Below are 13,260 nucleotides of genomic sequence, written 5' to 3'. Positions count from 1 at the left end.
AATCAGCTCGGCGACGGAGCCTGCGCCGCACTCATGAAAAAACCGGCGACGGCCCAGCTCAGCGCGTTGAAGTCCATCAGGTCGAGCTGGTTGACCGACGACGGCGGGATACCCGCGCACACGGCGATGTACTTGGCGGCGACGTCAAGGTCCAGACTCACGTCTTCGCCCTTGTCGATCTTGTACGGCAGCGCCTTGATTGCCCGCACCTCCTGCACCGTCGGGCGGCGCAGGGTGAGTTCGGTCAATGACTCGCCGTGGGCCTCGATGGCCGCTTGCAGCTTCACCGTATCGGTCATTGCCAGGTCCCCTTGATGCCTTCGAATTTCAGCTCGATCACGGCATCGTCGCCCTTGGCCACCGGCTCTTCCACCAGGTAGGCACCGGCCAGCACGTAGACCTTGCCGTTGTTGAATTCGCAGGTGACGGTCATGTCGGTGCCGGCGATCAGTTGCTTCAATGGAAAGTCCGGCGTGTGCAGCGCGGTAACTTTGAAAGACGGGGTGATGTCGGTTTCCTTATAGAAACCCGGCACCACGGTTTCCCGCTTGACGGCCATCAACGGTGCTTCGCAGCCGCCGTTGATGGTCAGTTGAGCGCCGTCCACTTTGACGTAGCAGGTGCCCGCAATCAGTTGACCCATGATGTTTCTCCCAAAAATAAGCCCGCACTCGGCGGGCTGGAATCAGTTGCGAAAAGCGCGGGGCCTACACCGCCGCGTCGTACTGCAAACGGAACTGGTTGAGCAGCGCGAACACCCGCAGCCCGTTGACGTAATCCGGCGGGAACAGCACGTTGACCCGGCTCGGGTCCTGGCTGTCGCGCTCGACGATCAGGTGCTCGGCGAACAGCTCGGCGTTCTCCACATGGCCTTCCAGTTCGAGCTTGGCGTACTGGGCAATCAGCTCACCGCGGATAGTGCTCGGGGTCACGATCGGCTGGCCGGCGCCAAAGCGCGTGCCGTCAGCAGCGAGTTTGTGGCGCCCGTACTTGCTGGTGATCACGCTCTGCAGGCGGCGCACGATAAAGGCCGACTGGTGCAGGGTTTCGCTGTCCAGATAGGAATTGTCCGCCTGGCCGAACGCGTTCTTCTGGTAAGTGGTGATCGCCCGCTGAATGCGCACGTAACCGCCTTCGTAGTAAGCGGTGGCGATGCCGTAGTTGAGCAGCGATTGGCGCTCGGTCAGAGTGAAGCGCTCGCTCGCGTCGGCCGGATCGAGGCCCGGCAAGCTGCCGCTTTGGGTCGGACGACTGGCATCGGCAGAGATGAACACCGCCGTGCGTGCAGCCAATGCTGCGGCCTGGACCCAGAACGGTTGCGGCACGCCCGGCTCCATGGCCTGGATGGTCACGTGCTGGTCATTTCGCCCTTGCCCGGCCGCCACCAGGGTGCCGATAGTGCCGCGCTTGGCGGTGTAGACGTGGCCGAACAGTTGCTTGGCCCACGACCAACGACCGCTGTTGTCATCCATCACCGCTTGCCAGGCGTTGAGGCTGGTGGTGTCGGCCCAGGGCATGCAGATGAACTCGAACGGCTCGTCGCCCAGCGCAGCCAATGCCGCGAGCTGGTCCGGCACACCGGCGCCCGCCGCCATTTTGCCGAGCACGGCGGTCAGGCCGTCGGGGGGTTGTTCGCCGTTGCTCTGGCCCAGGCGGTTGAGCTGCAGGCTGATGTCGTTGCCACTCTCACCGGTCCACTTGGCGGTCAGGGTGACGGTGCCATCGGCGGCTACCGCACTGACCGGCAGGTCGGCACTGGCGTTGATTTTCAGCGCCAGGGCGGTGGCAGCCACGGCAGCCGTCGCACCATTGATCACGGTCGCTTGAACCCGGGTGCCGCCGATGTACAGGCTGAGAATGCCACCTTGGGTCGCGGCGCCGGTCAGCTTGAGCTCGGCCTTGGCCGCGCTGCCTTCGGTGCTGTGCAGCGGCAGGCACCAGATCTCGCCCACCGGGTCACTCTTGCGGAACGTCTCGTACATCGACGCCAGCATCGAACCCTGGCCACCGATACGCTTGGCCATGGCCTCGCTCGATACCAGCACCAGGCTGCCGATTTCCGGGCCGGTGACGTTGTCGTTGACCTGGGCCACGATCAATCGGCGCAAGGCGGACGACGCACTATTGGCTGCCGAATTGTCCATCTCGGCGTAGAACAGCGGCACACGAATGTCCGCCGGAATATGACTGAATCCGATCGCCATTACTTGGCTCCCTGTGTTTTTGCCGCCTTGACGGCTTTGGTTGTGATGTCGCCATCGGCCAGACGTCGACGCCACCAGGCGTTGTCCGGGACTTCGCGGCCTTCGGCGGGCAACAGATCGCCCGCCTCCGGGTCAGGTACGGCACGGCCGGAAACCGGCAGTACGGTGATGCGTTTGCTCATGGTTTTACCTCGGCAGAAAACGTCATTTCCAGGCGCCCGTCGGGGCCTGGGCGTTGCAGGTTGGGGTCAGCCGGGTCGATGGCATCGACCCGCACCGTCACCCCGTTGAAGGACGGCAAAGCGTCCAGTTCAAGCTCGAGCCAGGTTTCCGCCGGCTGCGTGCTGAGGTTGCGTCCCAACTGGCTCTCGAGAAAAAACCGCAGCCGGTACAACCCGCGAACCTTGCTGAGCAACAGCCATTCGCCAGCGTCGTACTGGATGGGCTCGTAGAACCCCTCGGGCCTGTAGCCCACCAGCGCCCGCCAGACCTCGGCGCGCAAGGCATGCAGCTGGTCCATCGCCTGGGCTTGCTGGCCATCCGGCAAATCCAGCACCAGTACCACGCCAAAATGTTCGCGCAGGGGTTGGCGACTGCTGTTTTGCGCAGCGTTAGGGCTGGCCTTGTCATTGATCGGCGTCACGACCGCCTGGGGTGAGTCGAGCACTGGCAGGTTTTGCAGCGCGTCGAGGTCGAGGCCGGCGCGGATGTGTTGGTTGAACGATGGGCAGTGATCCCGAAGATGACTGACCAGAGGGGTTATCTTCATGGCATCTCACCAGGCAATAAAAAACCCGCCGAAGCGGGTGGGTAGAAGGAACCGATCCAGCACGTCATTGCGGTGACGACAATCCGTTCGCCTTGATCGTGCATCGGTAGCTTTCCTTGCGTTTGCCGACGGCCGTCAGCGTGTCGATGGACCAGCGCCCCTGCATGAAGCCGGGCCAGGTTTCATCCAGCACCAGCAGCCCTTCGGCCTGGAACGCCGGGTTGCCGGGGCATATCACATTGATCTGCAGGCCTTCACGGCTAACCCGGCGCATCTCGCCTTCGGCCGCCGTCCTGGCTTCGTCTTCGCTCTGGTAGCGCTGGGCAAGGACCTTGAACGGCGCACCGCCCACCTCCACCTCACGTTTCTTGCAGGTAGCGACATCCCACCAGGACGCCTTGGCCCCTTCGAACTTGGCCCGGCTGGTCTCGGTAAAACTGGCGCTGATAAACGCGCGGTCGCCCGGACGGTTATCACGAGTGACCGACAGCCGCACTTCTTGCAGCGGCTTGCCCGACAGCGAGGTGATCTGGCCTTTACGGCCCAGCACATACAGCTCGTCGACAGGCTTGGCCACCGCATCAAAACGCTTGGCAAGCCGGGTCAGGAAGCTCATGTCGCTTTCGTTGGTCTGGTCGATGTGAGCGATCTTTTCAGCGTCCAGATCAGGCGCGACCCTGGGTGAGAATCCATAACGTATGGTCAGTTGGCGGAACAGTGCGCCCAGGGTGGTCGGCCCATGGCTGGCTGTGCGGCGCTGTTTGAATTCGTCCTGGTCGAACGGCGCCGCCGTGGCCACCAACACCAGGCGCAGGGGGAACAGGTACGGGGTGCGCTGGGTAATCTTGAAGAGCCCCTTGTCCTCCAGGCCGGTCTCCAGGTAACCGACCCGCAGGCCGATCCTCCCACCCAGGCTGGGCAATCCCTCAAGCCCTTCGATGTCGAGGGTCAGCTTGAGCTGGTCGGAGACGAAGCCTGCGGCATCGGTGTGTTCCCACTCCAGTAATCGCTCGTTGAGCAGCGCGGCATTGGTCCCGTAAATTTCCACCGCCGGTGTGAATCCAAGTGCCATGGTTCCTCCTTAATCCCAAACCGAAACCGGTTTTTTTGCGGCGGGCCGCGCGTCCAGCTCCGGTACGATTACACCGATGCCGGCCGGCAATACCGCCCCGTGTTCCGCGAGGTCCGGGTTGAGATGCCACAGTGCTTCCTCGGCAGCGTCGTCGCTGCGACCCAGTTCGCGGTAGAGCAGCAGGTTGACGGAGTCACCGGCAATACTTCGGACTCTACGCATTGACGAATTCCTCCAGTATCAACGTCCAATTGATCAGCATGGCGGTGCCGTCGTCGATCACGTTGGCTTGTTTCTCGTCCACCGATTTGATCGTCCACAGCCCCCAGTTACGGCCAATCCCGTCCACCAACGGCAGCGGTGTACGCAAGGCCTGCAAGTCGCGCAGTTCGTCGAGCCTGGCCATGCCGATGCCACGCGCCGCCTTGCCGGCAAAGGTCAATGTTTCGAGGGCCTGGCCGGTCTGGCTGGACTTGGGTTTGCCGGCAATGATGTCCAGCGCGACCCAGCCACCGCTACTGTTACGGTCGAGGGTCGCGTAGGCAAACCCGCGCGACAGCCCGAAAATAAAGCTGCCCAACACCATTTGTTGTCGCATTAAACCGCTCCATCGGTGAGTGCCGCGTCGCGTCGCGTCGCCAGCAGGTTGTCCATCGACAGCGGCGTGAACTGCGCCTCGATCTGTTGCACGACGAGCGCCGCCAGCGCCTGGTAACTGGTCTGCTCGGGTGCGGTAATGTTGATCTGCGGGGCGAAGTTGATTTGCCGGTTGTCTGTTTGAGCGTTGGGAAGGCTTTGGCTGACCTGTTCGGGTGGCGGGAGACGGTCGTCGCTGCTCATGACTTTCTCGCCCAGGCTCGCCCCGACGTCGCTGCCGACGAACGTGCCGACGACGCCGCCCACCACCTTACCGATTGCACCGCCGGCAAAGCCGCCGATCACACCGCCCAACACTGTGCCGGCGCCCGGAATAATCGAACCCAGCGCCGCCCCGGCGAGCGTGCCAACGGCTCGCCCAATGGCCAGCCCTGCAACCTCGCCGGCCACACCACCCGCGACGCCACCGCCTATCGACCCCACACTGGCGCCAACGGACTCTTTCAGGGTGCCATTGCTCGCGCCCTTGATGAGATTGATACCCGCGTCTGCCACCACCAACGCCAACGAACCGCGCTTCGCGATTCGGCTGGCTCTGTTGGTTTTCGTGGGCGCATCAGGGCCTGAGTTTTTGCCTGGCGTGCGCTCGCCCTGGCGTGTGTCGTTGCCTTGTGACTTCCCTTTGCTGCCGGACGGGTCGGACTTGTTGCCACCGGCATCGCGGGGCGCGTCACCCTCGCCCAGGACTTTCCCGGCGACCTTGTCGAAGACTTTGTCCACGACAGTGCCGCCGAGCTTCTTCGCCAGCGGCACCATCACCACCGCGGCCAATGTGAGGGCGGCCGTGGCTTTGGGCAGAGATTCAGCCAGCCAGCCCAAGCCATTGACCACCGAGGTCAGCACCGTCAGTGCGCCGTTTTTCAGGGGGGCAATCGCCGTATCGGAAGCTGTCTCCAGGCGGGTGGTACTGGCCTGGAAGGCTCGCTCATGAGCTTGTGTGGAGTCTGCCCGCCCGGTCGCCGAACGCATGACCGAGCCCTGGTCTCCCAGGACCGAAGTCGCGTAAGTCGATTTGTCGGCCACCGCCGTAAAGGCCTGCTTCAGCGTGTCGATCACCGGCACCAGACTCAGAATCGAGCGGTTACCGTCGAACAACTGCGTGGCCAGTGCCGCCTGCCTTTCCTGGGGCTGCGCCTTGAGCGCCTCGAGGACCGTCAGCACTGTTTGCGGTGCGTCCTGCTTCATGCCTGCCGCAAGCACCTTCGGGTCAAGCTTGAGCTCTGCCCAGGCAGCACGCTGCCCCTCGGACGCACCGTCACCCTTGGCCAGCGCGGCGCCGACTTTTTCCACCGCAAGCCCGGCAGACGCCCGGTTGTTACCAACCGTCAGCAACGCCGCCGAAAACGCCGCTACCTGCTCGGGGCTCATGCCCGACGTTCTCGCGGCAGTGCTCTGGCGCACAATCGAACCAATATCCACCGCATCGGCCTTGAGCGAAGCGTGGGAACCCAGCACGTTGGTGGCGTCAGCCAGATCCAGCGCCTGCGGGCGATCCAGCTTCATCGATCCACGCCAGCCGCCCATCATCTCGCCGGCCGTCTTGATATCGGTCTGAAAGGCCGCGGCGATGAGCGCGCTATCGCGGGCGAACTGCAGCAAATCAGCCTGGCGAGTTTCAAGGTCCTTGCCTACGCCGGACCGGGCCCCCACCTGCTCCACCCTTGCCAGGTCGACAGCATCTGCGCCACTTGCGGCAACCATCGGGTCGGACGCCAAGGCCAGGTTGGCTTCGCGCAGCTGTGTGCGCTCATGCCCGGCAAACCCCACCACTTCATGCAGGTCGGTCATCGCCGTTTCCAGCGCCTGCGAGGGTTTGACGGTATCGGATGAGGCGCCGCCCGTGCTATTACCCTTGCCGGTTTTCAGGGCACCCATCACATCGAGCAATGAGCCGTTGAACCTCTCCAGCGTGTCGATGAGCCGGGTCTGCCCCGTGACCAGTTGCGTCAGTTGCGCACCGACATTCGCCAGTTCCTGGCCCGGCACGGCCTTGGGTACGGTATCAAGCAAGGACGGGCCGGCAAGCATCGGCGCAATCGGCTGGATGCTGGCGCCTGCCCCGGCCGTTTCAAGCGAGCCGTAAATCGCCTCGCCGTCCCTGGCGATGGGCGACCTCAATCCAAATTTACTGTCTGCCATCCGCTCTACTCCTGTTTGACGCCAAGGCGAGTGATCGCGATGTCGTAGCGGCGCAATGCTTTTCCGGCGTCCCAGTCCAGGATTTCCGCTTCATTTACCGAGTAAATGAGCGGCACGATGTCGAGAATTACTTCGATGTCGCGCTCCGAAAGAAGTCCGCCGGTTTGTTTAAAAAATCGTCGATGCGCCCCTGCAGTTCGGTCCAGTCGGGCACGCTGAGGTCGGCGAGATCCGGGATCATCAGGCCGGTGCAGTGGGCAGTGATGAACTCGGCGCGCTCTTTGTTGGTGGCGAGTTTTTTCATCGCCTTGGTGGCGCGCAGGGCGGGCATTTCCAGGGTCAGGCTGGTGAGACGGCGGCCGCCGGTGTCAAGGGGCAACAGCAGCGAGACGTGCTCACTGGTTGCCGATTCGCGGGGCTGCTCGTCGGCGTCGAGGAAGTACGAGGCAGGCCGGGTCGACATGTCGTGCACGTACTGGGCGATGCTCACATAGTCCGGACGCTTGAGTTGGTCGAGTTCTTTTTCCGACAGGCCGGTGGCGAGTTTGGCCAGTTCGAAGAACTGATCGTCCTCGTCATCACCGGCCCGGGCCAGCGCGTCTTTTTGCGCGGCGTAGAACAACGGCTTGAGTTGAATCTGCTCGATCAGCGCGCCGGTATCAGCGGTGATCGGCGACAGCAGGATGTGCAGCGGAGGCATCCAGGCCATGAATCAATTCCTTGGTGAAGTATGGGAGCGGGAAAACCCGCTCCCGGGGGCTTAAGGCATCAGTACCGCGCGGCGGGCATCGCCGAGGATGTCGACGCCGTTGAGCACAAACTTCTGGGTACGCACGTCGATGTCGATCACCGGGATGCCGTTTTCCAGGCGGTTGTAGGTGCGGCAGGAGAACTCCAGGGTGATGGCGGGTTTATCGCCCATCTTCAGGGTTGTCTCGGTCAGGGTTTTCAGCTTGCCGCCGATGGTGTGGTAGGTGAAGTAAGTCTTGCCGTCCTGGTCCTGGCCGGCTTCACGCACGTTCAGCAAAATGTCATCGCCCAGGCGCACCCCCAGGGCAAGCATGATTTCCGGACCCGCGCCTTGCAGCTCCAATGTGGCGTTGAGCACTTTGGCGCTCTTGGCCATTTCTTCGGCGATGAAACGTCCGCCGGTCATCTGCTCCATGTCGAAGTCGATCTTCGGCGGTGCGAACGAGGTGACCGTCGCCGACAACGGCAGGCCTTGAAGGGTGGCCGCCATGGCCTGTCTGATTCGGTTGGTAAACATTAGAGAACGTCCTCCAGGAACTGCTCGATGATTTCATCGCGGGCGTTGAGTTGATAAATCATGTGTTCGTTCGGCGCGTAGCGGCCGTAGTCGATGACGATGAACCAGGTGCCGTTCTTGTATTTCTCGACACTGTTCAATTCCGGGTGCAGGTACACGCTGCCGCCGGGAATGGTCTCGTCGGCCACCAGGGTTTGCAGCCAGTCGTTGATGCGCTTGACCTCCTGGTCCATGAACGACTTGGTGAGGTTCTTGGCCATGGCTTTCTGGCCGGCCTTGACCAGCTTGCGGCTGATCGCATCTTCCAGGCCCACGTAGCTGATGAACTTGCCGGTGATGGAGCGGTTACCCAGCAGCGAGAAACCGCCGAGGATGGTGCGGGCGTAGTAGCTCACGCCGTAGCGGTTGAGCAGGTCGCCTTCGGTGGAGGTGTCGAGGATGTTGTACTCAACCACGCGGGACACGTCTTCGGCGAAGGTCACCTGGTTGCCTGGGCTTTCCCACTGCTTGACCTTGGCCAATGCGGCAATCGCCAGGGACGACGGCGCCAGGAACACGTTTTTCTTCGCGGCCTTGGAGTACACCGACGGCATGTTGTGCACCAGCAGGCAACGGTCGAAACCGAGATCGGCACCGCCCAGTTCGCCGCTGTAGGTCACCTGGTCGGCGACGGTTGTGTCCTTGCCGTCCAGCACCACACGGGCCTTGATGCGCTTGCCGAAGGAGGCGAATTCGCCGGCCACGGCCTTGGTGCCGGTGAAGCCCGGGGCGCCGATGATGGTCAGGTCTTCGGGGACGCTGGCCAGGGCGGCGAGGCCCAGTTTGCGGCCGGTGACCGGCTCTTCACCGCCGATTACGTTATTGATGGTGTCGGCCGGGGTGGTGCCCTCGTCGACGATCACTACGTAGACCGGCACCTTGACCACTTTGAGGATCTGGTACACGGCGTGGAACAGCGTGCCGGTTTCAGCGCCGGTGGGGTCCAGCAGCGCCTGGGTGGTGAAGCTGTTGATGCGGAACGGGGCGTTTTTCGGAATCGACGCATGGGCGTTGGGGGCGGTGCCCACCAGGCCGATGACGTTATCGCCCAGGCCACCCATGGCCTCGGGGGATTCGGTGGCGTTCACGGTGATGCCGTTGTGTTCGAAGTTCAAAACCTCAGCCATGATCAGTCAGCCTTCTTCGGGGTGGAGTTGAGGACGCTGGTCAGTTCCAGGCGGCCAGCGGTGCGCAGGGCGGATGCTTCGACGTCCAGCAGTTCCAGTTCCTCGCCGGCGGTAGACCAGTGGCCGTTGCCGGTGGGGAATGGAATGAGGACGGTGTAGGTTTGGCGGTTAAACATGAGTGGGATTCTCCGGGTGAAAAACGCCAAAGCCCCTGCGAGAGGGGCTTTGGGCGGGCGAAAAAAAACCGCTTTCGCGGTGGGTGATTATTTATCTTCCGGCAACGGGAACCGCGCCTTGATTTCGGCCACTTTGGCTCGCCATTCCTTCTCCTTCTCAGGCGTACCGTCGAATTGCCACTCGAGGTACATCGGGTCCGCTTCGCTGACATAGGCAGAGCGGCGAGCAGCAATAGTGCTAGCGAGCGCTGCAGCGGCAGCGGCTTTCTCGATCAGCGCTTGAGCGGCCACATCACTAAAGCCAAGACCTTTAAGTGTCTGCACGCTGGCAGGTACGTTGATCAGCGCGTCACCAGCGGGGGTTTCCAGTTTTTCAATAAACAAAGTCATTTGATCAGTCCTTAAACCTTGGCGGTATACCGAGTGTCGTTGTCGTAGGAATAAGCCAAGCGCTTCTCTTCATAGGCCTTCCCAAGCACGGCATCTGCCTGGGCCAGCGCATAAGGCTTCACTACCCAACGCACCTCCCAATCAGCCGTAACGTCATCTTTCATGATCACTTCGGTATCCACCTTGCTGAAGCTCACAGGGTAATCAAACGTTTTGGTGATCGTGTAACTCAACCCACCTCTTAGGTACATCCCGGAGAATTGTGGGGACGTGGTCAGCTGACCAGCGACCAAACCGACATACATGGGTTTAAGCCCTGTAACGGCACGAGCCGTGCAAATCATGCCAAACGAGATGCCCCGAACCGTTTCGCGATAGGTTTGCGATATTCGTTTGATCGACAGGAAGTTGGCATCACCATTCCATGGAAAACCAACACCTTCCAATTGCAGGTTCAAGCCGGCGATATGATAGATACCCTCACCAAAGGGCGCCTTTTCGCTATCTCGAGAAAAAATTCGAGAGATAGTAAGCTCGGTTTCTCCCCCATCATTACCGGGCATGCTCCACCACACTGGGTAAAGCACGTCCGTGGACAAGCCGGTAAGGTCAATATCCTGCTTGTAAAGCGCGCGGCCATTGATGTCTTTCGCTTGTACACCATTACGCCACGCAGTGAACTGACTCGACGCGGCCTCTACCCGTGCATCAATTTTGCCAATCTGGTTAGTCACCGTTTCTGTCAGCTTGTTACACGCATCCACCACTTTCGTGATAGTCGTTTCAATTCCCATCATCAACTCCCTGTCAATTAGTCTTTCCAGCACTTTTGTCAGTGCAACTACTTCGCTTCGAGATGCATAACCCGCAACATCAGATCAACGTGGCGGGACATATTGCCAACCGAAGCCGCCGCCATGATTGCGATTTCTTCAGCCATCAATACATTCAAATTCTCGCTCCCCACCACAATCGTCACGCTATCCGCCGGCAACGGCGAAATATCCAACGTGAACTTCTGCAGTACCCGAGCCGCCGCCGCTTTGTACGTGAGCAGCTTCCCCTCCACGGAATACACCGCCAACAACGTGCCACTGGCGAGGTAAAAACCAAACTCGCCGATCTCATACTCGGCCTCGCCATCAAACAGCGCGGCCATCCGGAGTTGCCGGTCGCCCAGATCCTCGTAGTCCACAATGGCGACCCGCTGGCGCTCGTCACGCAGGGCCACTTCGGTGCCGTCGGGGTTGTAGCGGCCAGTACCGGCGCCAATGTGGGTGATCTCGCCTTTCAAGCCCTGGTTCTTTGCCTGCAGCACTTCATCCAATCCCTTGGAGGTGAAGCGCACCAGGCGTGTAATTTCATCTGTCATGGCTGCGCCCTGAGGTCGTAGTCGTTAATGGTGTAGTGCCGGGCAACCCCGGCACTGTTTAGCCGGGCCGCCAGCCCGAGTTCAGGCAGTACGCCGCACAACTGCAACTCGCCATCGCTGAGCGGTGTGTGCGCCACGCTTCTGCAAGCAAGTACCCCGTGCAGCTTCACTTCGGGCAACGCCCCGGGCTGGCCCTCATCACCGATGCTCAACCCTGGATCAGCGGCTGCAGCAACACGTAAACCCTGGGAGGTCTCGTGCACGATGGTGATGGTGGCCAGGTCCCGCTCGCTCTTCGCCGCGTTGATGCGGCGGATCAAACGGTTGTGATCGCCACTGGACCAACTGCGACCGATGATTGCCTGCACATCAAAGGTGTAAGGCAGGCCGGTTGGCCGCTGTTGATACCAGGCACTGATATTGGGGGTGAATCCCAGGGATTCGACGGCGTAGCTCAGCGCCTTGGGCGTACCGGCCTGACGCTGGATTTGCCAGGACAAGGCCACGGTGAGGCGCTTCTCCGACTCGCTGGCAGCGGCGTCCCATTCACTGACGCCGCGATCAGCGGCCAGGTAGGGAAGGAATTCAGCCGGCGTCTGCAGCGGGTTCATCAGGGCGGGAAAAGGGGGCGTCACCCGATCGAGCAATTGCCCGAAACCCAGGTCCAGCGCCTTCTCCAACGGCGAACTGTTGGCGGGCAGTAAACTGCCTTTGGGCTCACTCATAGCGTGCGCACCTCCACCTCGACACCCGTGCAATACGGAGCCTGGAACGCGGTGGTGACGATCGGCTCCAGCGGTTCAAGGATTTGCAGTTGTGCAGCTCCCGCCGAGTGGATGGCGTAGTCGATCCAGCTCGGGTCCACCCGCCCTTCCAGGCGATGACAGGACTCTGCATAGTCTTGCAGCAGTTTCTGGGCGGCGACTTGAGTGAGCCCGGAATCCGGGCCGGCGTTGATCTTCGCCACCACGCGGATTTTGTAGCGCAGGATCTGAGCCGCCTGCACCGTGACGAGATCCGTTTCCGGTCGCACGTCAGGCCGAGCGAAATGCCGACGTACACCGTCAAGCAGATCAGCAGAAGGTGTGCCATCCCCGTCTCTGGACAGGACCGTGACCATCACTTCGCCGGGCGCGGTTCGACGGCCATTACCATCCTTGACCCGTGCCGCGTAGCCGTCCGGGTCGAAGGTATAAGTGACCGTCACCACACCCGGCGTAGCACTTTGCACTTTCACCGATGGACGCTCACCGAGGGTGAAAACCTCCCGCCGATACTGCATCCGCGAGCCCGCCGCCGGAGCGTGAGGCGCGAGGTAATAACGCAACCGGGCGTCATCGTCGCTCTCCAATGTTGGCGGTACCGGCGGGAAAGCCGCCGGGTCACCAGGGTCGAGCACCTGGCGCTCAAGGCCCATGTCCGCCAGGCGCGCATCGAGGTTGCTGCCGGTAGCCCACCACGCCAGCATCTGCTTGATGCGGGCGTTGTATTTGCGCTCGTGGGTTTGCAGGCGAACGCAAAAAGCTTCCAGCGCCAACGTCAGCAACTCGCTCTCGCTCTCCAGGCTGACCTTCAGCTTGGCGGCATTTTCTGGTGCACGAGTGGCGACGTAATCGACGACAAACGCCTTGAACTCCGCCAGCAACGGTTCGAACTCATCGACCGCAATGATCGCTGGCTCAGCCAACTGGTTCTGGCCGGGTATCAGCATGCTCATGTCACCACCTCGAAGGATTGCTTGCGGTTTTTCCAGGTGCCGGCGAAGCGCAGCAACAGGCCGGCGCCCTGGCGGTTGGCGACGATGACTTGCGGCTCGAAGTCGGCGATGCCGTTCTGCGGGTTGTAGAACGCCTGGGCGGCATGGCTCTGGGCGAGAATCAGCAGGTCATCGCCGAGGTTTTGCCCGAGCAGCTGCGGGATCATCGAGCCGTACAGCGGGCGCTTCTGGCGAGTGCCCAAGGGCGTGGTCAGCGCTCGGGTAGCGCGCTGCACAAATTGCAGCCAGTCATCGACCGCCGCCCCGGTGTTTCTATCGATTCCGATCATGG

The 13,260-nt window shown here is 61.6% G+C and carries 19 protein-coding genes; all 19 read right to left on the bottom strand.

From position 1 onward, the window contains the following. Positions 1–2: 2 nt before the first annotated feature. The 19 genes from HX818_RS00290 to HX818_RS00200 all read right to left on the bottom strand — a co-directional run bounded on the left by HX818_RS00290 (position 3) and on the right by HX818_RS00200 (position 13,258). Entirely contained in the window at positions 3–299 is a 297-nt protein-coding gene (locus tag HX818_RS00290) for a phage tail assembly protein (protein ID WP_102369827.1), read from the bottom strand. Next, positions 296–643: a phage tail tube protein gene (locus HX818_RS00285; RefSeq protein WP_010170089.1), complete on the bottom strand. Its 348-nt coding sequence runs from the start codon at positions 641–643 to the stop codon at positions 296–298. The genes HX818_RS00290 and HX818_RS00285 overlap by 4 nt, the downstream gene beginning before the upstream one ends. Before the next feature lie 64 nt (positions 644–707). Then, the gene (locus HX818_RS00280; RefSeq protein WP_177019264.1) at positions 708–2,204 is read right to left on the bottom strand and encodes a phage tail sheath subtilisin-like domain-containing protein; all 1,497 of its coding nucleotides are present in this window, start codon (positions 2,202–2,204) and stop codon (positions 708–710) included. After that, complete coding sequence (locus HX818_RS00275; RefSeq protein ID WP_087695298.1) at positions 2,204–2,386, bottom strand: DUF2635 domain-containing protein; 183 nt, start codon at positions 2,384–2,386, stop codon at positions 2,204–2,206. Before HX818_RS00275 ends, HX818_RS00280 begins: the two co-directional genes overlap by 1 nt. Continuing rightward, positions 2,383–2,973, bottom strand: a complete 591-nt coding sequence (locus HX818_RS00270) for a hypothetical protein (protein ID WP_177019263.1) — start codon at positions 2,971–2,973, stop codon at positions 2,383–2,385. Before HX818_RS00270 ends, HX818_RS00275 begins: the two co-directional genes overlap by 4 nt. A 64-nt stretch (positions 2,974–3,037) precedes the next feature. Beyond that, entirely contained in the window at positions 3,038–4,045 is a 1,008-nt protein-coding gene (locus HX818_RS00265) for a phage late control D family protein (RefSeq protein ID WP_177009847.1), read from the bottom strand. A 9-nt stretch (positions 4,046–4,054) separates the two neighbouring features. Next, on the bottom strand, positions 4,055–4,267 hold the full coding sequence (locus tag HX818_RS00260; RefSeq protein WP_003208655.1) for a tail protein X: 213 nt from the start codon (positions 4,265–4,267) through the stop codon (positions 4,055–4,057). After that, on the bottom strand, positions 4,260–4,643 hold the full coding sequence (locus HX818_RS00255; protein ID WP_003208656.1) for a phage tail protein: 384 nt from the start codon (positions 4,641–4,643) through the stop codon (positions 4,260–4,262). Before HX818_RS00255 ends, HX818_RS00260 begins: the two co-directional genes overlap by 8 nt. Continuing rightward, entirely contained in the window at positions 4,643–6,841 is a 2,199-nt protein-coding gene (locus HX818_RS00250) for a phage tail tape measure protein (protein WP_177019262.1), read from the bottom strand. The genes HX818_RS00255 and HX818_RS00250 overlap by 1 nt, the downstream gene beginning before the upstream one ends. A gap of 127 nt (positions 6,842–6,968) precedes the next feature. Continuing rightward, positions 6,969–7,550, bottom strand: coding sequence for a phage tail assembly protein (locus HX818_RS00245; protein WP_008433541.1), 582 nt, complete (start codon positions 7,548–7,550; stop codon positions 6,969–6,971). 51 nt (positions 7,551–7,601) lie between these two features. Beyond that, complete coding sequence (locus HX818_RS00240) at positions 7,602–8,108, bottom strand: phage major tail tube protein (protein ID WP_003208662.1); 507 nt, start codon at positions 8,106–8,108, stop codon at positions 7,602–7,604. Next, a complete protein-coding gene (locus tag HX818_RS00235) occupies positions 8,108–9,274 on the bottom strand; it encodes a phage tail protein (RefSeq protein ID WP_177019261.1) in 1,167 nt (388 codons plus the stop codon). Before HX818_RS00235 ends, HX818_RS00240 begins: the two co-directional genes overlap by 1 nt. A gap of 2 nt (positions 9,275–9,276) precedes the next feature. After that, positions 9,277–9,450: a hypothetical protein gene (locus tag HX818_RS00230; protein ID WP_003208665.1), complete on the bottom strand. Its 174-nt coding sequence runs from the start codon at positions 9,448–9,450 to the stop codon at positions 9,277–9,279. 87 nt (positions 9,451–9,537) lie between these two features. After that, positions 9,538–9,840, bottom strand: coding sequence for a hypothetical protein (locus tag HX818_RS00225; protein ID WP_177019260.1), 303 nt, complete (start codon positions 9,838–9,840; stop codon positions 9,538–9,540). An 11-nt stretch (positions 9,841–9,851) separates the two neighbouring features. Further along, positions 9,852–10,634 (bottom strand): phage tail protein, encoded by a 783-nt coding sequence (locus tag HX818_RS00220; RefSeq protein WP_177019259.1) that lies wholly within the window; start codon positions 10,632–10,634, stop codon positions 9,852–9,854. Between the two features lie 47 nt (positions 10,635–10,681). Continuing rightward, a complete protein-coding gene (locus HX818_RS00215) occupies positions 10,682–11,212 on the bottom strand; it encodes a hypothetical protein (RefSeq protein ID WP_177019258.1) in 531 nt (176 codons plus the stop codon). Further along, positions 11,209–11,937: a phage tail protein I gene (locus HX818_RS00210; RefSeq protein WP_087695287.1), complete on the bottom strand. Its 729-nt coding sequence runs from the start codon at positions 11,935–11,937 to the stop codon at positions 11,209–11,211. The genes HX818_RS00215 and HX818_RS00210 overlap by 4 nt, the downstream gene beginning before the upstream one ends. After that, positions 11,934–12,929: a baseplate J/gp47 family protein gene (locus HX818_RS00205; RefSeq protein ID WP_177019257.1), complete on the bottom strand. Its 996-nt coding sequence runs from the start codon at positions 12,927–12,929 to the stop codon at positions 11,934–11,936. Before HX818_RS00205 ends, HX818_RS00210 begins: the two co-directional genes overlap by 4 nt. Further along, positions 12,926–13,258 carry a phage baseplate protein gene (locus HX818_RS00200; RefSeq protein ID WP_003208675.1) on the bottom strand — a complete coding sequence of 111 codons (333 nt, stop codon included), beginning with the start codon at positions 13,256–13,258 and terminating at the stop codon, positions 12,926–12,928. The genes HX818_RS00205 and HX818_RS00200 overlap by 4 nt, the downstream gene beginning before the upstream one ends. Positions 13,259–13,260: the final 2 nt, after the last annotated feature.

The sequence above is a fragment of the Pseudomonas sp. F9001 genome (assembly GCF_013385435.1).
Lineage (GTDB): Bacteria > Pseudomonadota > Gammaproteobacteria > Pseudomonadales > Pseudomonadaceae > Aquipseudomonas.
Note: the sequence above shows the minus strand (reverse complement) of the source record. Positions and strands in the feature narration are given on the sequence as shown.